17 protein-coding genes are annotated in these 22920 nt (G+C 68.0%); 2 read left to right on the top strand and 15 right to left on the bottom strand.

Features of this window, described 5'->3' with window-relative positions:
• Nucleotides 1–26: 26 nt before the first annotated feature.
• Genes ppc through cysM form a run of 5 tightly spaced genes read right to left on the bottom strand, consistent with a single transcriptional unit; the run spans nucleotide 27 to nucleotide 8100 of the window.
• Nucleotides 27–2675, bottom strand: a complete 2649-nt coding sequence (gene ppc, locus G7A98_RS13125; RefSeq protein ID WP_163650132.1) for a phosphoenolpyruvate carboxylase — start codon at nucleotides 2673–2675, stop codon at nucleotides 27–29.
• The gene (gene mazG, locus G7A98_RS13120; RefSeq protein WP_163650131.1) at nucleotides 2668–3522 is read right to left on the bottom strand and encodes a nucleoside triphosphate pyrophosphohydrolase; all 855 of its coding nucleotides are present in this window, start codon (nucleotides 3520–3522) and stop codon (nucleotides 2668–2670) included. The genes ppc and mazG overlap by 8 nt, the downstream gene beginning before the upstream one ends.
• Complete coding sequence (gene relA, locus G7A98_RS13115; protein ID WP_163650130.1) at nucleotides 3519–5780, bottom strand: GTP diphosphokinase; 2262 nt, start codon at nucleotides 5778–5780, stop codon at nucleotides 3519–3521. Before relA ends, mazG begins: the two co-directional genes overlap by 4 nt.
• A 54-nt stretch (nucleotides 5781–5834) precedes the next feature.
• The gene (locus G7A98_RS13110) at nucleotides 5835–7202 is read right to left on the bottom strand and encodes a TRAM domain-containing protein (protein ID WP_163650129.1); all 1368 of its coding nucleotides are present in this window, start codon (nucleotides 7200–7202) and stop codon (nucleotides 5835–5837) included.
• Between the two features lies 1 nt (nucleotide 7203).
• Nucleotides 7204–8100, bottom strand: coding sequence for a cysteine synthase CysM (cysM, locus tag G7A98_RS13105; protein WP_163650128.1), 897 nt, complete (start codon nucleotides 8098–8100; stop codon nucleotides 7204–7206).
• 160 nt (nucleotides 8101–8260) lie between these two features.
• On the opposite strand from cysM, the gene G7A98_RS13100 reads away from it, so the two are divergent.
• On the top strand, nucleotides 8261–10924 hold the full coding sequence (locus G7A98_RS13100) for an ATP-binding protein (protein WP_163650127.1): 2664 nt from the start codon (nucleotides 8261–8263) through the stop codon (nucleotides 10922–10924).
• Nucleotides 10925–11153: 229 nt separating this feature from the next.
• Here the strand turns inward: G7A98_RS13100 and pdxJ are convergent, their stop codons facing one another.
• The 10 genes from pdxJ to rpoE form a co-directional block, all read right to left on the bottom strand.
• Entirely contained in the window at nucleotides 11154–11942 is a 789-nt protein-coding gene (gene pdxJ / locus G7A98_RS13095; RefSeq protein WP_163650126.1) for a pyridoxine 5'-phosphate synthase, read from the bottom strand.
• 60 nt (nucleotides 11943–12002) lie between these two features.
• Complete coding sequence (gene recO / locus G7A98_RS13090) at nucleotides 12003–12716, bottom strand: DNA repair protein RecO (protein ID WP_163650125.1); 714 nt, start codon at nucleotides 12714–12716, stop codon at nucleotides 12003–12005.
• A 16-nt stretch (nucleotides 12717–12732) separates the two neighbouring features.
• The gene (gene era, locus G7A98_RS13085; protein ID WP_163650124.1) at nucleotides 12733–13632 is read right to left on the bottom strand and encodes a GTPase Era; all 900 of its coding nucleotides are present in this window, start codon (nucleotides 13630–13632) and stop codon (nucleotides 12733–12735) included.
• Complete coding sequence (gene rnc / locus G7A98_RS13080; RefSeq protein WP_163650123.1) at nucleotides 13629–14318, bottom strand: ribonuclease III; 690 nt, start codon at nucleotides 14316–14318, stop codon at nucleotides 13629–13631. Before rnc ends, era begins: the two co-directional genes overlap by 4 nt.
• Before the next feature lie 43 nt (nucleotides 14319–14361).
• On the bottom strand, nucleotides 14362–15174 hold the full coding sequence (gene lepB, locus G7A98_RS13075; protein WP_163650122.1) for a signal peptidase I: 813 nt from the start codon (nucleotides 15172–15174) through the stop codon (nucleotides 14362–14364).
• 14 nt (nucleotides 15175–15188) lie between these two features.
• Entirely contained in the window at nucleotides 15189–17006 is a 1818-nt protein-coding gene (lepA, locus tag G7A98_RS13070) for a translation elongation factor 4 (RefSeq protein ID WP_163650121.1), read from the bottom strand.
• A 198-nt stretch (nucleotides 17007–17204) separates the two neighbouring features.
• Nucleotides 17205–18638, bottom strand: a complete 1434-nt coding sequence (locus G7A98_RS13065) for a DegQ family serine endoprotease (RefSeq protein WP_163650120.1) — start codon at nucleotides 18636–18638, stop codon at nucleotides 17205–17207.
• Nucleotides 18639–19033: 395 nt separating this feature from the next.
• Nucleotides 19034–20002 (bottom strand): MucB/RseB C-terminal domain-containing protein, encoded by a 969-nt coding sequence (locus G7A98_RS13060; RefSeq protein WP_163650119.1) that lies wholly within the window; start codon nucleotides 20000–20002, stop codon nucleotides 19034–19036.
• Nucleotides 20002–20712, bottom strand: a complete 711-nt coding sequence (locus tag G7A98_RS13055) for a sigma-E factor negative regulatory protein (protein ID WP_163650118.1) — start codon at nucleotides 20710–20712, stop codon at nucleotides 20002–20004. The genes G7A98_RS13060 and G7A98_RS13055 overlap by 1 nt, the downstream gene beginning before the upstream one ends.
• A gap of 182 nt (nucleotides 20713–20894) precedes the next feature.
• Complete coding sequence (rpoE, locus tag G7A98_RS13050) at nucleotides 20895–21500, bottom strand: RNA polymerase sigma factor RpoE (protein WP_163650117.1); 606 nt, start codon at nucleotides 21498–21500, stop codon at nucleotides 20895–20897.
• Between the two features lie 281 nt (nucleotides 21501–21781).
• Between rpoE and G7A98_RS13045 the strand changes: the two genes are divergently transcribed.
• Nucleotides 21782–22861, top strand: a complete 1080-nt coding sequence (locus tag G7A98_RS13045) for a 3-deoxy-7-phosphoheptulonate synthase (RefSeq protein ID WP_163650116.1) — start codon at nucleotides 21782–21784, stop codon at nucleotides 22859–22861.
• The last annotated feature ends 59 nt before the right edge of the window (nucleotides 22862–22920 follow it).

The following is a 22920-nucleotide window of genomic DNA, read 5'->3' as shown; positions in this document are numbered from 1 at the left end:
TGCCGCCTGACCTCACCGACGCCGGGTCAGCCGGTGTTGCGAAGCCCCGCCGCGATGCCCGCCATGGTCACCATCAGCGCCCGCGACAGCGCCGGGCTGATCGCCCCGTCGGCATCCCGGTTGCGCTGCAGCAGCTCGGCCTGCAGCCCGTGCAGCGGGTCGATGTAGGGGTTGCGCACGTCGATCGCCTGACGAATCAGCGGCGTCCCCTCGAGCAGCTCCTGCTGGTCGAGGATCGACAGCAGCACGCCGTGCAGGCGCTCGAGGCGCTCGCGCAGGGCGCGACCCAGCTGCTGGAGCGCCGGCTCATCGACCAGGCGCTGCTCGTAGTAGGCGGCGATGCCCAGGTCGGCCTTGGCCAGCAGCATCTCCAGCATGTCCAGATAGGTGCCGAAGAACGGCCAGCGATGGCGCATCTCGCGCAGGCGCTCGAGCCCGTCGGGTTCCTCCAGCCGCCGCGCGAAGGCTTCGCCGCTGCCCAGCCAGGCCGGCAGCATCAGCCGGGTCTGGGTCCAGGCGAAGATCCAGGGGATCGCCCGCAGCGACTCCACCCCGCCTTCCGAACGCCGCTTGGCCGGCCGCGAGCCCAGCGGCAGGCGGCCCAGCGCGCCTTCCGGGGTCACGGCGCGGAAATAGGGGACGAAATCCGGATCCTCGCGCACCACGCTGACATAGGCGCCATGGGCGATCTCGGCCAACCGGTCCATCTCCTCGCGCCACTCGGGCTCGGGGGACGGCGGCGGCAGCAGCGTGGCCTCGAGCACCGCACAGGCGTAGATCTCCATCGAGCGCAGGGCGATGTCCGGCTGGCCGAACTTGAAGCGAATCATCTCGCCCTGCTCGGTGACCCGCAGGCTGCCGTTCACCGATCCCGGAGGCTGCGAGAGGATGGCCGCGTGGGCGGGGCCGCCGCCGCGACCCACGGTACCGCCGCGGCCGTGGAACAGGGTCAGGTCGACACCGTGGCGCCGGCACACCTCGACCAGCGTCTCCTGGGCCCGGTACTGGGCCCAGGCGGCGGCCAGCTGGCCGGCGTCCTTGGCCGAATCCGAGTAGCCGATCATCACCTCCTGACTGTCGCCGGCCATCTCGCGATAGCCGGGCAATGACAGCAGCCGGTCGATCACCTCGCCGGCGCGGTCCAGGTCGTCGAGGGTCTCGAACAGCGGCGCGATGGGCAGGCGCACGTCACCGCCCACCTCCTTCATCAGCAGCGCCACCGCCAGCACGTCGGAGGGCTGGCCGGCCATCGAGATGATGTAGGTCCCCAGCGCCTCGCGGTGTTCCCGGGCGATCACCCGGAAGGTGTCGATCACCTCGCGGGTCTCGGTGGAGCAGTCCCAGCGCCGCGGGATCAGCGGCCGCGGCGACGCCAGCTCCTCGAGCAGGAATGCCTGACGCTGCGACTCGTCCCAGGCCTGATAGTCACCCACGCCCAGGTAGCGGGTCAGCTCGTCGAGCATCTGAGTGTGGCGGCTGGACTCCTGGCGGATGTCCAGCTTGGTCAGCGACACGCCGAACACCGCCACCCGGCGCAGGGTGTCGAGCAGGGCGCCGTTGGCGATGGTGTCCAGCCCCACGTCGCACAGCGAGCGATAACAGGTCAGCAGCGGCGCATAGAGCTGGTCGCGGGTCTCGATGATCGGCCCGCCCTCGAAGCTGCGCCCGTCGAGGCACGCCTTGGCCCAGTCGCGGGTGGCCTCGACCCGCGCCAGCAGCCGCCGGATCAGCGCCCGATAGGGCTCGGGGTCATCGCCGACCTCGGCCTTGAGGGCGCTGTTGGCCTTCCACATCGACAGCTCGGACTTGAGCTGTTCCAGGTCACGCAGGTACAGGTCCGCGGCCATCCAGCGTCCCAGCAGCAGCACCTCGCGGGTGACCCTGGCGGTGACATTGGGGTTGCCGTCGCGATCGCCGCCCATCCAGGAGGCGAAGCGCAGTGGCGAGGCGTCCAGCGGCAGGCGCTCCCCGGCGGCATCCAGCAGCAGGTTGTCGAGGTCGCGGTGGAAGTCGGGTACCGCCTGCCACAGCGAGTTCTCGATCACCGCGAAGCCCCACTTGGCCTCGTCGACCGGCGTCGGCCGCTCGTGACGGATCTCGTCGGTGTGCCAGGCCTGGCTGATCAGCTCCTGAAGACGCCCATGCACCCGGACGGCCTTCTCGGGATAGTCGACCGCGCCCTCCATCGCCGTCAGGCAGTCGTCGATGGCGTCGTACTTCTGGATCAGGGTGCGCCGGATGACCTCGGTGGGATGCGCGGTCAGCACCAGTTCGACGCGCATGCCGGCCAGGGTCTCGATCAACTGGCGCGGCGAGTAGCCGGAGCGCCCGATGCGCTCGAACAGCTCGCCGAGCACCGGCTGGGAGCCCGGCTTGTAGTCCTCGACGCGGCGAAACCGGGCCCGGTAATGCTGCTCGGCGATGTTGGCCAGGTTGAGGAACTGGTTGAAGGCCCGGGTCACCGGCAGCAGGTCCTGATCGGGCAGCGCACGCAGGTACTCGATCAGCTCGCGCTGAGAGCCGCCCTCCCCCTGGCGGCCCCGCTTGGCCAGCCCGCGGATCGCCTCGATCTTGTCGACGAAACCGTCGCCGAGGTCGTCGGCGATGGTATGCCCCAGGCTGTCGCCCAGGATGCGCACGTTGTCGCGCAATGATTCGTGCAGGTCATCACTCATTGTTGTGGCTCTCCTCGGGATGATGATGTTCCCGCCGCTTGGCCTCTTCCCAGTGCCGATCCATCTCCGCCAGGGAGGCCTCGTCGGGCTGCCGGCCGTCGGCGGCCAGCGCTCGCTCGACATGCCGGAAGCGGCGCTCGAACTTGGCATTGGTGGTGCGCAGGGCCTGCTCGGGGTCGGCGCCCAAGCGCCGCGCCAGGTTGACCACGGCAAACAGCAGGTCGCCGACTTCCGCGCGCGCTTCCTCGGTCTCGCCCGCGTCCAGGGCGCCTTCGACCTCGCCGAGTTCCTCGCGGATCTTGGCCAGCACGCCCTGCTCGTCGGGCCAGTCGAAGCCCACCCGGGCGGCGCGCTTGCTCAGCTTGGCGGCGCGCGACAGCGCCGGCAGCGTGCGCGGCACATCGTCGAGCACCGAGACGGCATCACGTTCACGGCGCTCGTCGGCCTTCAGCGCCTCCCAGCGGGACTTGACCTGACGCGTCTCGACCTCGGCCGCGCTCACGCCCTCGCGACGCGAGGCCAGGGTACCCTCGGGGAAGACATGTGGATGGCGGGCGAGCATCTTGGCGGTCAGGGCGTCGACCACGTCGTAAAAGTCGAAGCGTCCCTCCTCCTCGGCGAACCGGCTGTAGTAGACCACCTGGAACAGCAGATCGCCCAGCTCGCCGGGCAGCTCGTCGTAGGCCCGGCGTTCGATGGCATCGGCCACCTCGTAGGCTTCCTCGAGGGTGTGGGGGACGATCGAGTCCCAGTCCTGCTTGACGTCCCAGGGGCAGCCCTGGACGGGATCGCGCAGCACCGCCATCAGGGTCAGCAGGTCGTCGAGATCATGGCGATGAGCGCTCATGGCCGTCCTCCCTTGCCGGCGCCGTTGCGCAGGCGCTTGACGTCGATGACGTTGGGCAGCTGCTGGATGCGCGAGAAGATCCGCCCCAGCGACTCCAGGCCGTCGACCTCGAGGGTAATGTGCAGCCGCGCGACGTTGTCGTCCTTGTTGGTCCGGGTGTTGACGCCGAGCACATTGACCCGGTCGTGGCTGAGCACATGGGTCACGTCGCGCAGCAGCCCGGAACGGTCCCAGGCCTCGATCTCGATGTCCACCGGGTACTGGGTGCGTGCCTGGTCGCCCCACTCCACGTCGACGATGCGCCCCGGCTCCTCGCTGCGCAACTGCAGGATGTTCGGGCAGTCCTGGCGGTGGATGGTGACACCGCGCCCCTGGGTGATGTAGCCGATGATCTGTTCGCCGGGCACCGGGTGGCAGCAGTTGGCCATGATGGTCTTGAGATTGCCCACGCCGAGCACGGTGATGCCCTCGCCGGGGCTCTTCGGCGAGCGCCGGGGCTTGGCCAGCAGGCGGTCGAGCTGCTCCTCGTCATCGGTGTCGCCGAACAGCTGCTGGGCCTGGTGCAGCACCTGACCGATGCGCAGATCGCCCGCGCCGATGGCCGCGTACATGTCGTCGGGCGAGCCGTAGTTGACCGCGCCGGCCAGGGTGGCGAGATCCAGTCCCTCGAGGTCGAGGCGCCGGAACTCCTTCTCGAACAGCGCCCGGCCCTCCTCGAGATTCTGCTCCCGGGCCTGATGCTTGAACCAGGACTGGATCTTGGACCGCGCCCGGGAGGTCTTGACGTAACCCAGGCTGGGGTTGAGCCAGTCGCGGCTGGGGCCGCCGCGGGTGGCGGTGAGAATCTCGACCTGCTGGCCGGTCTTCAGGCGGTAGGTCAGCGGCACGATGCGACCGTCGACCTTGGCCCCCCGGCAGCGATGGCCGATCTCGGTATGCACGCGGTAGGCGAAGTCGATCGGCGTGGCGACCCGCGGCAGGTCGATGACATGCCCGTCGGGGGTGAACACGTAGATGCGATCCGGCGCCACGTCGCTGGACAGCCCCTCGCGCAGGTCGCCGAGGTCGCCCACCTCGTCCTGCCACTCCAGCACCTGGCGCAGCCAGGCGATCTTCTCCTCGTAGCTGCGGCTCTTGCCGCCCACGTCGTGGCCCTTGTAGCGCCAGTGGGCGCAGACCCCCAGCTCGGCCTCCTCGTGCATGGCGAAGGTGCGAATCTGGATCTCCAGCACCTTGTTCTCGGGGCCGATGAGCGCGGTGTGCAGCGACTGGTAGCCGTTCTTCTTGGGATTGGCGATGTAGTCGTCGAACTCGTTGGGCACGTGATGCCAGCGCGAATGCACGATGCCCAGCGCGGTGTAGCAGTCGGCCACCTCGGGCACCAGGATGCGCACGGCACGCACGTCGTAGACCTGCGAGAAGTCGATGTGCTTGCGCTTCATCTTGCGCCAGATGGAATAGATGTGCTTGGCGCGGCCGCTGACCTCGTAGCGATGGATATGATTCTGCTCGAGCAGCTGCTTGAGGGTGGCCACCACGTCCTGGATGTAGTGATCGCGATCCACGCGCTTCTCGGCCAGCAGCCGGGCGATGGTCTTGTAGTCGTCCTCGTGCAGGTAACGGAACGACAGGTCCTCGAGCTCCCATTTGAGGTGACCGATGCCCAGCCGGTGGGCCAGCGGCGCATAGATGTCGAACACCTCCCGGGCCACGCTGAGCTGCTTCTCGCGCGGGGCCTCCCGCACCTGACGCAGGGCACAGGTGCGCTCGGCGATCTTGATCAGCGCCACCCGCACATCGTCGATCATGGTCACCAGCATCTTGCGCAGGTTCTCCTGCTGATTGTGCTGGGACATGCCGTGGCTGGGCGTCTGCTGCTGGCTGATCGCGGCCATGTTGAGCACGCCATCGATCAGCCGGGCCACCCCGGCACCGAAGCGCTTCTCGATCGCCACGAGGGCGATCTGCCCCTCGCGCACGGCGCGATAGAGCACGGCGGCTTCCAGCGCTTCCTGATCGAGACGCAGCTCGCCGAGGATGTCCGCCATCTCCAGCCCGGTGCGGAAGCTGGAGCCATCTTCCAGCCACGCCTTGTGGGGCTTTTCCGTCTCGCGGGCGAGGCGCCGGGACAGCTCGCAGGCCGACTTGAGCTCGTCCACGTCGCGCAGGGTGACATCCTCCTGCAGGCGCGCCAGCCAGCGGTCGATATCGACCTGCCCGTCGCCGTCGAGGGGTTGATCTTCGCGAACCTTGACCATGATTGTCTGGGTGCCTCTTCCTATTGTTCGATGTGGCGATATCGCCCCATCCGCTCATCCTGCGCGTTCGAACAGCAGCATCGACTCGAGATGGGCGGTCTGCGGGAACATGTCGGCCACGGCGGCGCGACGCAGCCGATAGCCGCCATGCACGAGACGTGCCGCATCACGGGCCAGGGTCGCCGGATCACAGGCCACGTAGAGCACGCGCGGCACCGCCGACGACGCCAGGGCGTCACAGGCCGCCTCGGCACCCTCGCGGGGCGGGTCCAGCACCACGATGTCGGGTGCGTCGCGCCAGTCGGGGGCGATGCCGAGGTCGTGGATCCGCGCCGTGACATTGCCCAGGCCGTTGGCGAGCGCATTGTCACGCAGCCGCTGCACCATCGCGGCGCTGCCCTCCAGTGCCGTCACCTCGCCGACCCGGGTCGCCAGCGGCAGCGAGAAATTGCCGATGCCGGCGAACAGGTCGTGGACGCGCTCGTCGCCCGATGGTGCCAGCCACGCCAGCGCCCGCTGCACCAGCTGCCGGTTGACGTCGGCATTGACCTGCAGAAAGTCGCCCGGCGCGAATGCCAGGGTGACGTCGCGGGCCCCTCCCTTCAGGGTATAGCGCAGCGTTCCGGGCTTGCCGAGCCAGCGCCAGAGCGGCTGCTCGCGACCCACCAGCCAGGCCACCGCCACGCCGTTGGCCTCGCCCCAGGCCTCCCAGCGCCGGGCATCCTCGGCCTGCTCGCGAAGCTGGCGCACCACGACGACCCGCTCCGTCTCGCCGGCGACCAGTTCCAGATGGCCGACGTGCCGCGGGGCCGTCAGGGTCGGCAGCAGGGCGCGCAGCGGCGCGATCAGCGACGCCAGCTCGGGGGTCAGCACCGGGCAGTCGACGACGTCGACCAGGTGATGGCTGCCTCGCGCCCGGAATCCGAGATGCACCTCGCCGGCCTTGTCGCAGCGCACGCCGAGGCGCGCCCGGCGCCGATAGCCCAGCGGGGCTCCCGCCAGCAGCTCGATGGTCTCGGGCGCCGCGACCCCCTGGCGGCGCAGCTGGTCGGCCAGCACCTCGCGCTTGTGCTCGTGCTGGGCCACGACGGCCAGGTGCTGCAGGTCGCAGCCACCGCAACGGCCGTAGACCGCGCAGGGGGGCGCCACTCTCGCTGCCGCCGTGATCAGCCGCTCGCGAACATGTGCCTCGTCGTAGCGCTTGCGCGAGGCATGCACCGCCACCGCCACCCGCTCGCCGGGCAGGGCATCGCTGACGAACAGGGTCTTGCCGGCCGCGTCGCGCGCCACGCCGCGGCCGTCATGCGAGAGGCGCTCGATCTCCACCGCCCCTCCGGATACGGTGGTGCCGTCCGGTGTCGCCGGCCCCTGACGGTTCCGGTGCGCCTTGCGCGGCGTGCGCCGCTCGCCCAGTCGACTCATGTCAGGCCTCGGGGGCGAACAGGCCCGTGGACAGGTAGCGGTCGCCCCGGTCGCAGACGATGAACACGATCACCGCATTCTCGACCTGCTCGGCGATGCGCAGCGCGCCGGCCAGCGCGCCGCCCGAGGAGACGCCGGCGAGGATGCCTTCCTCGCGCGCCAGACGGCGCATGTGTTCCTCGGCCTCGTGCTGGCCGATGTCGAGCACCGTATCGACCCGCGAGGCCTCGAAGATGCTCGGCAGGTATTCCTGCGGCCAGCGGCGGATGCCGGCGATGCTGGCGCCATCCTCGGGCTGCAGACCGACGATCTGGACCTGCGGATTGCGCTCCTTGAGATAGCGCGACACGCCCATGATCGTGCCGGTAGTGCCCATCGAGCTGACGAAGTGGGTGATGCCGCCGGCGGTCTGCTCCCAGAGTTCCGGCCCCGTGGTGCGATAGTGCGCCAGGGGGTTGTCCGGGTTGGCGAACTGGTTGAGCGGCTTGCCTTCGCCCCGGGCAACCATCTCGTCGGCCAGGTCGCGGGCGCCTTCCATGCCCTGCTCCTTGGTCACCGTGATCAACTTGGCGCCGTAGGCCGCCATGGCCTGCTTGCGCTCGCTGGAGGCGCTGTCGGGCATGATCAGCACCATGCGATAGCCCTTGATGGCGGCGGCCATCGCCAGGGCGATGCCGGTGTTGCCCGAGGTGGCCTCGATCAGGGTGTCGCCGGGGGCGATCTCGCCCCGGGCCTCGGCTTCGCGAATCATCGACAGGGCCGGACGGTCCTTGACCGAGCCCGCCGGGTTGTTGCCCTCCAGCTTGGCCAGCAGCGTGTTGTTGCGACCGGCTCCGATACGCTGCAGGCGGACCAGCGGCGTGTTGCCGACGACATCCTCGAGGGTGGGGAAGTGCATGACGGTTTCCTTCTGCGCCGGGGCGAGCTGTCATTCGGCGAGCGCCCGAACGGTGAATAAGAACTTGCCGCATTATATCGCCGCCGCCCGGTGGTGGACAGGCGGGGGGCCGGTCTGTGGCATACTGGCGACCCATGAAACGGCTTCGGAATCTCGTCCCATGACCCTGTGGTTGCGCCTGCTGCTGGCCTTGCTGGTCATTCCCTGGCTGCTGATGCTGGCGCTGGGCGGCTGGCAGTTTGCCGCGGACGACCGCCAGCGCCGCGAGGCGCTGGTGACCCGCATCGAGGACGGCGTCAGGCTGCTTGCGCCCGCCCTCGCCGAGGCCCGTGACACGGCGACGCCGACGCCCCCGGCGGCGCTGCTCGAGCGGCTGACCCGGCTGACGGACGTGGCCGAGGTCCGCTGGCGCGATGACGTCTCGACACCCGCCCCGCCTCCCGCCCGGGCAAGCCTGGTCCGACGGGACGGGCAGGCGCATGTGATCGTGCCGCTGCCCGAGGCGGCCGCACCCGCCGCCCGGCTGGACGTGACGCTTCGCGATGGCGCCCTGAGCCTGCCGCGCTACCGGCAGCTGGCCGGCTGGTCGATCGCCCTGACCCTGGCCATGCTGATGCTGGGCCTCACCGCCCTGCTCGTCCCCCGCCGGGCCCTGGCGACCCTCGCCGAACAGCGCCACGTCCTCGAGCGGTTGCGGGCCGGCGACCGCCGCGCACGCCTGCCGACCGAGGGCCCCCGCGAGCTGGCCCTGCTCTCCCGGGCCATCAACGGGCTCGCCGATACCCTGGTCTCCGGCCGCCACGGCGACACGCCGGTGACCACGGAGCTGCGCGCCTCGCTGCAGACCATCGAGCGCCAGAATGCCGAACTCGAGAACGCGCGCCAGCAGGCCCAGGAGGCCAACCGCGTGAAGTCGGAGTTCCTCGCCAACGTCAGTCACGAGATTCGCACGCCGCTCAACGGCATCATCGGCTTCTGTCGCCTGCTCGAGCGCAGCCCGCTGGAGGCACGCCAGCAGGAGTGGCTGGAGAATGTCACCCTGGCGGCCGACAACCTGCTGTCACTGGTCAACGGTATCCTCGACTTCTCCAAGCTCGAGGCCGGCAAGCTGTCGCTCGATACGACCAGCCTCGATATCGCCGAGATCATCGACGAGGTCCTGCTCCTCCAGGCCCCCGCGGCCCAGGACAAGGATCTCGAGATGCTGGGTCTGGTCTATGATGACGTCCCGGCGACACTGTCGGGCGATCCGCTGCGTATCCGCCAGATCCTCACCAACCTGGTCCACAATGCCATCAAGTTCACCGACCACGGCGAAATCCTGGTTCGCGTCCAGGTCGAGGCGGAGCACGGCAGCGACATCGTGCTGGGCATTCGCGTCAGCGATACCGGCATCGGCCTGGCCGAGGAGGTTCGCGACCAGCTGTTCCAGCCGTTCGTGCAGGGCGAGAGCAGCCGCCTCAGCCACCCCGGCGGCACCGGCCTGGGGCTGATGATCTGTCGCAAGCTCCTCGACCAGATGCACGGCGACATCCGCGCCGACAGCACGCCCGAGGGCGGGACCACCTTCCACGTGACCCTGCCGCTGGGCGTGGTGACAGCGGCCGACGAACGTCGCCCGGTGCTCGACCTCGGCGGGCGGCGGCTGGTGCTCCGCGAGCCGCACACGCCCAGTCGTCGCGCCCTCGCCCATCTATTGCAGCGGGCCGGTGCCGAAGTGAGGGTGCTTGAACGGCCGGCGACGGCCGAGTCCCTGCCGGCGGACACGGACCTGGTGATCGAGGCCGTATCGGCGGGGATCGACCCGGCGACCCGGACGCGCCTGGAACAGCTGCCCTGCCCCGTGCTGTTGCTGGGCAGGAGCGAACCCCGCGAGCTGGAAACCAGTGGCCTGCCCGACACCATTCGCTGGTTCACCAAGCCGCTGACGCGGGCACGCCTGGCCGCCGCCCTCAACGGGCTGCTGCCGCCCCCGGCCCATCCGCCGGCGCCGATCGCCGCCGGGGCATCCCGGGCAACGGCGCCGGGCACCCGCGTGATGATCGTCGACGACATCGCCTCCAACCGCCTGCTGGTCAGCGAGCTGTTGCGTCAACGCGGCATCGAGGGCGCGCTCGAGGCCGACAGCGGCGAGGCGGCCCTGGCCCAGGCCCGTCGGCAGAGCGTCGACCTGGTACTGATGGACATCCGCATGCCGGGCATGGACGGCATCGCCACCACGGCGGCACTGCGACGACTGGGCGGCGCATGGCGTCATTGTCCGATCGTCGCGCTGACCGCTCACGCCCGGGCCGAGGACACCCGCTCGCTGCTGGATTCCGGCATGCAGGCCGTGCTGACCAAGCCACTCGACGAGCACGCCCTGGGCCGCGTGCTGAGCGACCATCTGGCGCTCCCCCCGTCGACCGCCCCCTCCCGGGCCATCCCCCGCCGCGGCCTGACGACCGATGACGACGAACTGCCGGTCGTCGATACCGAGCTCGGCATCACCCTGGCAGGGGGGCAACCGGCGCTGGCCGAGCGAATGCTGGCGGCACTGCTGGAAAGCCTCGACGCGATCGAGGCCGAACTGCGTCGCACCCATGAGCGCGGCGACGAGGATGCCTTCCTCGATGCCGTGCATCATCTCAATGGCGCCTGCCGCTATTGCGGCGTGCCGCAGCTGGCCCTGGTGGCCGAAACCCTCGAGTCGCGCCTGCGTGCCCAGGGCATCGCCAGCGTGGCGGACATCTACGAGACCCTGCTGGAGGCCCTCCAGCGACTGCGTGCCTGGCGGACCACGCAGGCACGTCCGGTCACCGCGCCCGACGGTGGCGAGCGCTAGTTGTGGTCTCTCGGTAGGTTGTTCATCCGCAGTCTGGCCGTGGGAGCGACTTCAGTCGCGATGAGCGCGCCACCGAGACACCGCTGTCGGGGATGAATCCCCTCCCACAAGCTCCCTTCAGGGCGGCCCCCCTTCCGGCAGGCGTCTCCGGCAGGCCGGTCAGCTTGGATTACTACCCTCCAGTCAGCCGGCTGGGCCTTTTCGTGAACAACCTGATGGGGTTACACAGCTAGTGGTAGTCGTGGTCATCGTGGTCGTGCCCATCCAGGGCGGCCACGAAGCCCGCTTCATAGCCGGCCACGACCAGGCGCTTCATCTCGGCCACCGCTTCCTTGAGCCCCACGAACAGGGCGCGAGCGATGATCGCGTGGCCGATGTTGAGCTCGTGGATACCGGGAATCGCGGCAATGGGCTCGACATTGTGATAGTGCAGGCCATGTCCCGCATTGACCGTCAGCCCCAGCTCCAGCGCCAGCTCCGCCGCGGCAGCGACACGCGCATGCTCGAGACGGGCGGTCTCGCCCCGGGCCTCGGCATAGGCACCGGTATGCAGCTCGATGACCGGGGCGCCGATCTCGTGGGCGGCACGAATCTGCTCGGGGTCGGGGTCGATGAACAGCGACACCTCGCAGCCGGCGGCGGCCAGGCGTTCGCAGGCCGGGGCGATCGTGGACCGACCGCCGACCACGTCCAGCCCGCCCTCGGTGGTCAGTTCCTCGCGCTTTTCCGGGACCAGGCAGACGTTCGCCGGCTTCACGCGCTCGGCGAAGGCGACCATCTCCTCGGTGACCGCCATCTCCAGGTTGATGCGCGTGTTGACCACCTCGGCCAGGCGCAGCACATCGTGCTCCTGAATATGCCGGCGATCCTCGCGCAGGTGCAGCGTGATGCCGTCGGCACCGGCCTCCTCGGCCAGCAGCGCGGCCTGGACCGGGTCGGGGTAACGGGTGCCGCGCGCCTGGCGCAGGGTCGCCACATGGTCGATGTTGACGCCGAGCAGGATACGGGGAGGCTGCATGGGGGCTCCTTGGGAAAGCGCATGGATGAAGGGGGCATCTTAGCGTCTACCGCCGGCGGCTTACACCTCGCGGCGCTCGCCGCGGCGCCGGGCCACCAGCGCCTGCATCAGCTCCCGCGAGCGCAGCGAGCGCTCGCCCAGCAGCGGATCCAGCGCGGAACGCGTCAGCGCCTTGGCGAGCCCGGCCAGCCCCGGGCGCTCCCAGTCGCCCCCGGCCAGCAGCCGCAGGCCGCGCCCGTCCATGCCCCGGTCCGACTCGGTGGGCGCGAAGCGGCGCTGCTCGGGGAGATAGACATAGCGGGACTGCGGATCGAGGGCCCGATCCCCAGAATCGAGGAACACCGGTTCACTGTCGAGGACCTCGAGGAGGCTGATCTCCAGGCGACGCAGGGCCCCGGCACGCTGCGCCGGCACGGTCAGCGCGTCGAGTACCGCCGTGTAGTAGGCGAAGACGTCCGGCGCCGGCAGCAGGGGCGGCAGCAGCCGGGTCAGCAGCTCATTGGCGTACAGGCCGCACAGCAGACCCTCGCCGGCCAGCAGCGACACCGAGCCACGCGACTCCAGCAGGCGCAGGCGCTTGAGCTCATGGTCGCCCTGCCAGGTGACGTGCAGCGCCGCGAAGGGCTGCAGGCGGCCCCGCGACTTGCTGCCGGCCCGCTGCACACCCTGGGCCACGGCACGCACCCGGCCGTGCTCGAGCGTCAGCAGCTCGACCAGGGCGCTGGTCTCGCGGTAGGGCCGCTTGTGCAGCAGGTAGGCCGGCTGGGGGGTCATGGGCGAGCGTCAATCGTCAGTCCAGATCGTACCCCAGACTCTTCAAGGCCCGGTCATCGTCCGACCAGCCGCGCTTGACCTTGACCCAGAGGTTGAGCATCACCTTGGCGCCCAGGGCCCGCTCCATCTCGAGACGCGCCTCGCGGCCGATCTTCTTGATGCGCTCGCCGTTCTCGCCGATCAGGATCTTCTTCTGCCCCGGGCGCTCCACCAGCATCAGCGCGCTGATGTGAATGATCCGCCCCTCGTCGCGGAACTCCTCGATCTCGACGGTCATCTGGTAGGGCAGCTCGTCGCCGAGCTGGCGCATGACCTTCTCGCGCACCAGCTCGGCGGCCAGGAAGCGCTGGCTGCGGTCGGTGATCTGATCCTCGGGGAAGTAGTGGATCCCCTCGGGCAGGTACTGGGCCACCTCGGCCTCGAGCTCGGGGACATTGGTGCCGTGCTTGGCGGAGATCGGCAGGATGGCGGCGAACTCGCGCTTGGCCTGCAGCGATTCCAGCCACGGCAGCAGCGCGCTCTTGTCCTTGAGCCAGTCGACCTTGTTGACCGCGAGAATCACCGGTGCGCGCACATGGGTCAGCTTGTCGAGCACCACGTCGTCTTCCTCGGTCCAGCGGGTCCGGTCGACCAGGAAGACCACGCAGTCGATATCGCGCAGGGCCTGGGTCGCCGCCTGGTTCATGAAGCGGTTGATGGCCTTGTTGCGATCCCGGGACTGGATATGCATGCCCGGGGTGTCGACATAGATGAACTGCGTCTCGTCCTCGGTCTTGATGCCCATCACCTGGTGACGCGTGGTCTGCGGGCGACGCGAGGTGATCGACACCTTCTGCCCGAGGATGCGGTTCATCAGGGTCGACTTGCCGACGTTGGGCCGGCCGACGATGGCCACGAAACCACAGCGTTGGGTCATGAGCGCCCTCCTCGCGGCTCGAGCCGGTGCAAGGCCTGCTCGGCCGCCTGCTGTTCGGCATGCCGGCGACTGGAGCCGACACCCAGGGTGTGTTCATCGAGCATCGCCACGTGGCACTCGACGGTGAAGGTCTGCGCATGCGCCTCGCCTTCCACCGACACCACCTCGTAGCGCGGCAGCGGCGACTGGCGGGACTGCAGGAATTCCTGCAGCCGCGTCTTGGGATCCTTCTGGGTATCGTGCAGGTTGATCGCCTCGAGCCGCGTGCCGTACCAGGCGAGGATCCGCGCCTTGACCGCGTCCATCCCGGCATCCAGATAGATGGCGCCGATCACGGCCTCCATGGCATCGGCCAGGATCGACTCACGCCGGAAGCCGCCGCTCTTCAGCTCGCCCGAGCCGAGCTTGAGCTGCTCGCCGAGCTCGAACTCGCGGGCCAGCTCCGCCAGGGTCAGCCCCTTGACCAGGCGTGCCCGCAGCCGCGACAGCTGGCCCTCGCGGGCCTGGGGAAAGCGCTGGAAGAGCGCCTCGCCGATCACGAAGTTGACGATGGAATCGCCCAGAAACTCCAGGCGCTCGTTGTTGTCGCCACCGTAGCTGCGATGCGTCAGGGCCAGTTCCAGCAGGGCCGGGTCACGAAAGGCGTGACCGATGCGGCGGCTGAAGGCTTGTTGCGAGGTACTCACGAAACGTCCGCTCTCGAATTCTCTTGAAGGGTGGGTATCCGGCTCATGGAATCAGGCGCACCGAACTGAAGCTGGGCAGCCCGCCGTCCCAGTGCATCCACACGGCAAAGGCCTTGCCGACGATGTTTTCTTCCGGCACGAAGCCCCAGTAGCGGCTGTCGTTGGAGTGATCGCGGTTGTCACCCATCATGAAATAGTGACCCGGCGGCACCACCACCTCGCGCATCTGCGGCCCCGGGTCCCGGGGATTGTTGTAGATGGCATGCTCGTGCTCGCCCAGCCATTCCTTGAAGCGCACCTCGCCCGGGGCGGTCTCGGGATTGCGATCCGCCACCTCCTTGGGCACCGGCTTGCCGTTGACGTAGAGCTGCTTGCCCTCGTAGCGGATCCGGTCGCCGGGCAGGCCCACGACACGCTTGATGAAGTCCACCGAGGGGTCTTCCGGAAAACGGAACACCATCACGTCGCCGCGCTCGGGCTCGCCGAGGTCGAGTACCTTGGTGTTCGCCACCGGCAGTCGCAGCCCGTAGGTGAACTTGTTGACCAGGATGAAGTCGCCCACCTCGAGCGTGGGACGCATCGAGCCGGAGGGAATCTGGAACGGCTCGACGATGAAGCTGCGCAGCAGCAGCACCACCAGCAGCACCGGAAAGAACGACCGGGCATAGTCGACCGGCCAGGGCTCGCGCGTCAGCTTGCGGCGCGCCGTGTCGTCGAGCGTCACCGCCTCGCCGGCCTCGCCGGCCTCGGCGGCGACCAGCCGCGCCCGACGGCGACGCCGCCACCAGACCACATCCAGCAACCAGACCAGTCCGGTGACGGCCACGGCCACCACCAGCAGCAGCGAAAAATCCATGTCTCTTTCAGTTCCTAGTCATTGACCTTGAGTACGGCGAGGAAGGCATCCTGGGGGATCTCGACGCGCCCCACCTGCTTCATGCGCTTCTTGCCGGCCTTCTGCTTCTCGAGCAGCTTCTTCTTGCGCGTCACATCCCCGCCGTAGCACTTGGCGGTCACGTTCTTGCGCAGCGCCTTGACCGTGGAACGCGCCACGACCTGGCTGCCGATGGTGGCCTGGATCGCCACGTCGAACATCTGCCGCGGGATCAGCTCCTTCATCTTCTCGACCAGCGAGCGGCCGCGTCCCTGGGCATGATCGCGATGCACGATCGCCGCCAGGGCATCGACCTTGTCGCCGTTGATCAGCACGTCGAGCCGCACCAGCTTGGCGGCCTGGAAGCGCACGAAGCCGTAGTCGAGCGACGCATAGCCCCGGGAAATGGACTTCAGGCGATCGAAGAAGTCCATCACCACCTCGCTCATCGGCAGTTCGTAGGTGAGCTGGATCTGGCTGCCGAGGAACTGCATGTCCTGCTGGACGCCGCGGCGCTGCTCGCACTCGGCGATCACGTTGCCCACGAATTCCTGCGGCACCAGGATGCTGGCCTTGACGATCGGCTCGCGCATCTCCTCGACGTTGGCCAGGTCCGGCAGCTTCGAGGGGTTGGAGACGTAGAGCGTCTCGCCGGTCTTCATCGCCAGCTCGTAGACCACCGTCGGGGCGGTGGTCAGCAGGTCGAGGTTGTACTCGCGCTCGAGCCGCTCCTGGATGATCTCCATGTGCAGCGTGCCCAGGAAGCCGACGCGGAAGCCGAAGCCCAGGGCATCGGAATTCTCGGGCTCGTAGTCCAGCGAGGCGTCGTTGAGCGCCAGCTTCTCGAGCGCATCGCGGAACTCCTCGTAGTCATCGGAGCTGACCGGGAACATGCCCGCATAGACCTGCGGCTTGACCTTCTGGAACCCGGGCAGACGCGGCGTGTCCGGTGTCTTGGCGTGGGTGATGGTATCCCCCACCGGCGCGCCGTGGATGTCCTTGATACCGGCCACCACGAAGCCCACCTCACCGGCACGCAGGATGCCGGTCTGCTTGCGCTTGGGCGTGAAGATGCCGACTTCGGTGACCTCCCAGTCACGCCCGGTGGATTTCATGCGAATCTTGTCGCCCTTGCGCAGCGTGCCGTCGAACAGACGAATCAGCGACACCACGCCCAGGTAGTTGTCGAACCAGGAGTCGATGATCAGCGCCTGCAACGGCTTCTCGGCATCCCCCCTGGGCGGCGGAATGTCACGAACCAGACGCTCCATCAGGCCCTCCATGCCGATGCCGGTCTTGGCCGAGACCTGGCAGGCATCGACGGCATCCAGGCCGATGATCTCCTCGATCTCCTGGGCCACGCGATCCGGATCGGCCTGGGGCAGGTCGATCTTGTTGAGCACCGGCAGCACTTCCAGGTCCTGGGCGATCGCCGTGTAGCAGTTGGCCACCGACTGGGCCTCGACGCCCTGGGCGGCATCCACCACCAGCAGCGCGCCCTCGCAGGCGTAGAGCGACCGCGAGACCTCGTAGGAGAAGTCGACGTGCCCCGGGGTGTCGATGAAGTTGAGCTGATAGACCTCGCCATCCTCGGCGTGGTAGTCCAGCGTCACGGACTGGGCCTTGATGGTGATGCCGCGCTCGCGCTCGAGATCCATCGAGTCGAGCACCTGCTCCTTGAGTTCGCGCTCGGTCAGCCCGCCGCAGAGCTGGATGATGCGATCGGCCAGGGTCGACTTGCCGTGGTCGATGTGCGCGATGATCGAAAAATTTCGTATGTTGTTGATGACCTTGCGATTGTCGTTGCTGCTCATTGACGCCTGTCCGGTGTTGTGTACACGATCCTGCCGCGCCGGCCGGGGCGCGGACGACGACCGTGTAACGGAATCGATTGGCGGGCATTGTACCGACAAGCCCCCGGCATGGACAGCGACGCGCCGGCGCCGGACACGAACACGACGACGGGGCCCGAGGGCCCCGCCGCCGACTGTCTGACGCCACTGGCGGTGTTGTTACTCGTTGCCGCCCAGGCGCAGCGCCACGAACAGCGAGTGGCCATCACGGACCAGGCGAACCGGCACCACGCTGCTGCTCTTGACCGATTCGATCACCGAAGCCAGCTGCTCGGCGGAGTCGATCGACTGCTGGGCCACCGAGACGATGATGTCACCGCTCTGGATGCCCGCGGCGGCGGCGGCACCGCTCGGATCGACCTGCATGATGCGCACGCCATGATCGAGGCCCAGGCGCTCGAGCTGACGGCTGTCCAGGTCGCTGACCGCCACGCCCAGGCGAGTCTGCGGGCCCTGCCCCTGCTGATCCTGCATCGCCTGCTGGTCGCTTTCCGGCCAGTCGCCGACGGTCACCTTCTGGGTACGCTCCTTGCCGTTGCGCAGCACCTTGAGCGACACCGTCTCGCCCGGCGCCACCTTGCCGATCAGGCGCGGCAGCTTGCTGGACTGATCGACCGCGTCCCCGTTCACGCCGAGGATGATGTCACCGGCCTGCAGACCGGCCTTGGCCGCCGGCGAGTCCTGAGCGACCTCGGCGATCAGCGCCCCGTGGGAGTCCTTCATGCCGAAGGATTCGGCCAGATCCCGGGATACCGGCTGAATCACCACGCCCAGCCAGCCACGGCTGACATGACCGGTGGCCTTGAGCTGGTCGGCGATATCCATCGCCACATTGATCGGGATCGCGAAGGACAGCCCCATGAAGCCGCCGCTGCGGGTGAAGATCTGCGAGTTGATGCCCACGACCTTGCCGTCGAGGTTGAACAGCGGCCCGCCGGAGTTGCCGGGGTTGATCGCCACGTCGGTCTGGATGAACGGCACATAGGTGTCGGTCGGCAGGGTGCGATCGATGGCGCTGACGATGCCAGAGGTCACCGAGTGATCGAAGCCGAACGGCGAGCCGATGGCGGCCACCCATTCGCCGACCTCGAGGTCGTCGGAGTTGCCGATATTGAGCGTCGGCAGATCCTTGGCATCGACCTTGAGCACAGCCACGTCGGTCTTCTTGTCTTCACCGACCAGCTTGGCCTTGAGTTCGCGCCGATCGTTCAGGCGCACCACGATCTTGTCGGCCCCATCGACGACATGGGCATTGGTCAGGATATAGCCATCCTGGCTGATGATGAAGCCGGAACCCAGCGAATGCCGTTCTGCAGTACCGCCATCATTGCCCCCCTGCTGCCCCGGCCCGAACGGGATCTGATCGCCGAAGAAGTGCCGGAAGATTTCCGGGACATCCTGACTGGATCCGCCCCAGGGCCCCATGCTGCGGCGCTGGACCTCCTGCGTCGTCGAGATGTTCACCACCCCCGGCGCCGCCTGCTTCACCAGCTCGGTAAAGTCCGGCAACTCGCGCGCCTGTGCCGCCTGCACGGCGAACGTGGCGAGCACGAGCATCAGCCACATGGAGACCTGTCGTGTGATGCGTTGCATTGAGAACTCCTGCTTGCTGTCTGGGAGCCGTTCCGCCCGGCAGCGGCCGGAAACATCGAAAAATCAACGATCGACGGGAACACCATCCATCCAAAAACCGTCACCGCCACGTCCTTCGATATCCGGCAACACCGCCCGAGGAAGGAAGCTCCATCACGGAACGCGGTTGATTGTCGGCAAGTGCCTCTTGTCGCCGACCGGCGGCCGGGCACTCGACGGGTTTGAGTCACGCCACTGCAAAGAGTTCAGCCGAAGCCAGGAAATTGTCGCGATCGGACAACAGCCCATGACCCTGACCTGCCGTCGGGGTCGAAACGCAAGCAGCCCGCCGGATGACGGGCCTGACATGAAGCATCACGGCTCGGCCGTGGCGAAGGACAGGGCTGACGGCAGACTCAGCGCGTGTCGTCGGGCGGCTGATACTCCAGCCCCTCGACGACGCGGGCCAGTGCCACGGGGGGCACCTCGCCGATCGCCACGATCTGAAAGACCCGGTCGCCGAGGCGGATATGGCGCACCGCCGCATGAGTGATGCCCAGCCGGTGCATGCCGGCGCGCAGCACCCGCTTCCGTTGGCGCAGCGGCTCGATGAAGACGCTGAAACTGGACAGCCCGTCACTGTAGAGACGATGAGCCACCGGCACCGAACGGACACCGAAGTCGTTGGGCAGCGGCAGGGCATGATACCCGGAAGGCAGCCAGCGCGCCGCCCAGGGGGAGGACGACGGCGTCGCCAGCGGCTCGAAATCGATGGTGCCGTCATACAGCGACGGCTCGCCCAGCTCCGTCATCTGGAAGGTCTCGAGAATGCGGCCGTCCAGCCCCACCATCACCTGCTTGAGAGGCAGGCCGGTGCGCTTGTCGAGCCACAGCCGATGCCCGTAGCGGAGGTTGTCCTGCGCGTCGATGTCCAGACGCATCACGTCGCGCCCCGCCACGCGGGACTCGCCGTCCAGAGTCAGGCGGTAGTGCCCGTCGAGCCGCGAGAGGATGGCCGTCGGCGAGGCCCGACCGGTGCCGATGGCTTGCGCCGGGCTGCCCCGCCCGACCCGCCCGCGACGCTCATAGACGACCGGCGGACCATCGAGATAGCTGGCGATTTCACGCTCCACGCCGTTCTCGACGTCGTGGGACAGTGCCAGGGTCCGCACGCCCTCGCCGCTGATGCGCACCGCCCGGGCCCGGAATTGGTAGCAGTGGCTGGCCCACAGGCTGCGTTCCAGCCAGGCGCGAGGCGTCTCTGGGGCGGCGGCCTCACTCAGTCGCCGACAGTCGAGCCCGGCCGCATCCGGCGTGTCCGCCCGGGCCGGGCCGGCCCCCCACAGCAGCAAGGGCGCAACCAGCGCGATCCAGCGGTTCGGCATCAACGCACACCCAGGGAATCCTGCGCGGATGCCCGCAGCAACGGCATCCAGGTTTCACCGGAGCGATAGGCCGCGCCCTGAGCGTGGCGATCCAGATACCCCTGCAGCAGCTGGGCCTGCTCGAAGTCGAGGCTCGGCGACTGCGAGGCGTTGGGCGCCAGGAACATCGGTGTCTCGACGTTGGCGCCGACCGTCATCAGGCCATTGCCGCCCCCATCGGTGACCAGGGAGGAATAGTGCGGCAGACTGACCGTCTCGACGCCGCCGCTCGGGCTCCCCGATACGCCACTGCCGCTCGACACCGTCGTCGAGGCGCCGGAGTCGGCGGTCATGGCCGGCGCGGTGGCCGGATCCATGCCGTTGTAGACCTGCACGCCGGTGATGACCATCAGCGACACCGTGGCCGCGATGGCAGCGCTGCCGGCGAAGGACAGCCCGCCGTGACGCCGGGAGAGGCCGGCATCGTGCATCTCGGGACGCGGCTCCCGTTCGATGCGTGCCAGGATGCCCGCCGAGAGATCGGTGGTGACATCGACGTCCCGGTCCCGGTTCATGAGACTGCGCGCCAGATGATAGCGCCGCCAGACCTCGGCGCTGTCCCCGGCACTCTCGTCGGCATCGCCGAGCGACTTGAGCACACGCCGCAGCTCGAGTTCATCCCCTTCGTTGTCCATCAGCGCGGACAGCGATTCGCGTAGATTGTCGTTCATTTTGCACCCTCACAGTCGGTGGAACGGCGACCGCGACCGTTCCAGGCTCGACACGACACTCCCTCATTCCTGCGCCCGTTTGCGGCGCCCCGTCAGTTCCTTCGCACCCGATGATGCGACACCCCGTGTGACGCCAGAACGGCCGGACAGTTCAGTCACGAGGTCAATTTTCTTGATGCGCATCATTCGTGAATCGGGTCCTGTTCCCGCGACTGGCTCAGCAGCGGCTGGATATGCTTGTCCACCGCCTCGCGTGCCCGGAAGATCCGCGAGCGCACGGTGCCCACCGGGCACTGCATGATGTTGGCGATATCCTCGTAGGACAGCCCGTCCAGCTCGCGCAGCGTGATCGCCGTGCGCAGGTCCTCCGGCAGCTGCTCGATCGCCTCGAAGACCGCCGCCTCGAGCTGATCGCGCGCCATGGCGGCTTCCGGCGTCTCGATGTCGGACAGACGCCCGCTGTGATCCACCACCTCGGCATCGTTGATATCCAGGTCGCTGCCCGGCGGCCGGCGCCCCTTGGAAACCAGGTAGTTCTTGGCCGTGTTGATGGCGATGCGATACATCCAGGTATAGAAGGCGCTCTCGGAGCGGAAGTTGCCCAGGGCACGATAGGCCTTGATGAACGCCTCCTGGGCGACATCCTGGACCTCGGCATGGTCATGCACATAACGCCCGATCAGGCCAAGAATCTTGTGCTGGTATTTCTTGACCAGAAGGTCGAAGGCTCGGGTGTCGCCCCGCTGGGCGCGTTCGACGAGCTGCTGATCGGTCTCCCGCGTGCCCATTCAGTGCGTCTCCCGGCAGACGGGACGAGCCTGATGGGCGGGAGAAAAGCAGCGCCTTCGCGGCATGACACGATGGTGATTCATGAATGCAAGCTGAGCCTTGGATGACGAACGTTTCGTGCTAAGTGTTCCTGTTTATGGCCACGGCATCAACCGGCAGTACGTCCCGCAGGGTGTCCCGATGGCCGCGACGGGCCGAAAAGCGGGCCCGCAATTGATTTTTCCGCCCCCGGCGGGCGATAGTAACGGGATTCTCCCCCACGCGATTCACAGGTAGCTGAATGTCGGAACAGCAGGTCAACAACCTCAACGTTCTTTCCCAGGACGTCCTGATCACGCCCGAAGCCCTCAAGCAGGAAATTCCGCTGTCGGAAAGCGCCGAACGGACCGTGATCGAGGGACGCCACACCATCCAGCGGATCCTCGACGGCGAGGACCCGCGCCTGCTGGTCGTGCTCGGCCCCTGCTCGATCCACGATGTCGACGCGGCCCGCGACTATGCCCGCCGGTTGCGCCAGCTGGCGGACAGCGTCAGCGACAGCCTCTACGTGGTGATGCGCGTCTACTTCGAGAAGCCGCGTACCACCGTCGGCTGGAAGGGCCTGATCAACGACCCGCATATCAACGACTCCTTCGAGATCGAGGAAGGCCTGCATATCGCCCGTCGCCTGCTGGTGGAGCTGGCCGAGATGGGACTGCCGCTGGCCACCGAGGCGCTCGACCCGATATCGCCCCAGTACCTGCAGGACTGCATCAGCTGGTCGGCGATCGGGGCACGCACCACCGAGTCGCAGACGCATCGCGAGATGGCCTCGGGGCTTTCCTGCCCGGTGGGCTTCAAGAACGGCACCGACGGCAGCCTCGATGTCGCCGTCAACGCCCTCAAGTCGGTGGCCCATCCGCACAACTTCCTAGGCATCGACCAGGCCGGCCAGGTGGCGGTGATCCGTACCCGCGGCAACACCTACGGCCATGTCGTGCTGCGCGGCGGCAACGGCAAGCCCAACTACGACAGCGTCAGCGTGGCGCTGGCCGAGCAGGAGCTGACCCGCGCCGGGGTCAAGCCGAACATCATGATCGACTGTTCCCATGCCAACTCCAACAAGGATCCGGCCCTGCAGCCGCTGGTCATGGACAACGTCACCAACCAGATCCTCGAAGGCAATCGCTCGATCATGGGCCTGATGGTCGAGTCCAACCTCGGCTGGGGCAACCAGAAGATCCCCGAGGACCGCAGCCAGCTCGAGTACGGCGTATCGATCACCGACGCCTGCATCGACTGGCCGACCACCGAGGAAGCCCTGCATCGCATGGCCGAGAAGCTCAAGCCGGTACTCGACGAACGCCGGCGCGCCGCCTGAGTTCGGCGCATCGCCACGGGCCCGTCGCCGACGGGCCCGTGGCCCTTCCTTGTAGCCCC

It is taken from the genome of Modicisalibacter sp. 'Wilcox', assembly GCF_010993675.1.
Taxonomy (GTDB): domain Bacteria; phylum Pseudomonadota; class Gammaproteobacteria; order Pseudomonadales; family Halomonadaceae; genus Modicisalibacter; species Modicisalibacter tunisiensis.
This window is presented reverse-complemented; position numbering and strand designations above follow the sequence as displayed.

Bases quoted from the DNA above. Each gene is read 5' to 3' on its own strand.
- ppc (WP_163650132.1), bottom strand. From the start codon at position 2,675: ATGAGTGATGACCTGCACGAATCATTGCGCGACAACGTGCGCATCCTG.
- mazG (WP_163650131.1), bottom strand. From the start codon at position 3,522: ATGAGCGCTCATCGCCATGATCTCGACGACCTGCTGACCCTGATGGCG.
- relA (WP_163650130.1), bottom strand. From the start codon at position 5,780: ATGGTCAAGGTTCGCGAAGATCAACCCCTCGACGGCGACGGGCAGGTC.
- G7A98_RS13110 (WP_163650129.1), bottom strand. From the start codon at position 7,202: ATGAGTCGACTGGGCGAGCGGCGCACGCCGCGCAAGGCGCACCGGAAC.
- cysM (WP_163650128.1), bottom strand. From the start codon at position 8,100: ATGCACTTCCCCACCCTCGAGGATGTCGTCGGCAACACGCCGCTGGTC.
- G7A98_RS13100 (WP_163650127.1), top strand. From the start codon at position 8,261: ATGACCCTGTGGTTGCGCCTGCTGCTGGCCTTGCTGGTCATTCCCTGG.
- pdxJ (WP_163650126.1), bottom strand. From the start codon at position 11,942: ATGCAGCCTCCCCGTATCCTGCTCGGCGTCAACATCGACCATGTGGCG.
- recO (WP_163650125.1), bottom strand. From the start codon at position 12,716: ATGACCCCCCAGCCGGCCTACCTGCTGCACAAGCGGCCCTACCGCGAG.
- era (WP_163650124.1), bottom strand. From the start codon at position 13,632: ATGACCCAACGCTGTGGTTTCGTGGCCATCGTCGGCCGGCCCAACGTC.
- lepB (WP_163650122.1), bottom strand. From the start codon at position 15,174: ATGGATTTTTCGCTGCTGCTGGTGGTGGCCGTGGCCGTCACCGGACTG.
- lepA (WP_163650121.1), bottom strand. From the start codon at position 17,006: ATGAGCAGCAACGACAATCGCAAGGTCATCAACAACATACGAAATTTT.
- G7A98_RS13065 (WP_163650120.1), bottom strand. From the start codon at position 18,638: ATGCAACGCATCACACGACAGGTCTCCATGTGGCTGATGCTCGTGCTC.
- G7A98_RS13060 (WP_163650119.1), bottom strand. From the start codon at position 20,002: ATGCCGAACCGCTGGATCGCGCTGGTTGCGCCCTTGCTGCTGTGGGGG.
- G7A98_RS13055 (WP_163650118.1), bottom strand. From the start codon at position 20,712: ATGAACGACAATCTACGCGAATCGCTGTCCGCGCTGATGGACAACGAA.
- rpoE (WP_163650117.1), bottom strand. From the start codon at position 21,500: ATGGGCACGCGGGAGACCGATCAGCAGCTCGTCGAACGCGCCCAGCGG.
- G7A98_RS13045 (WP_163650116.1), top strand. From the start codon at position 21,782: ATGTCGGAACAGCAGGTCAACAACCTCAACGTTCTTTCCCAGGACGTC.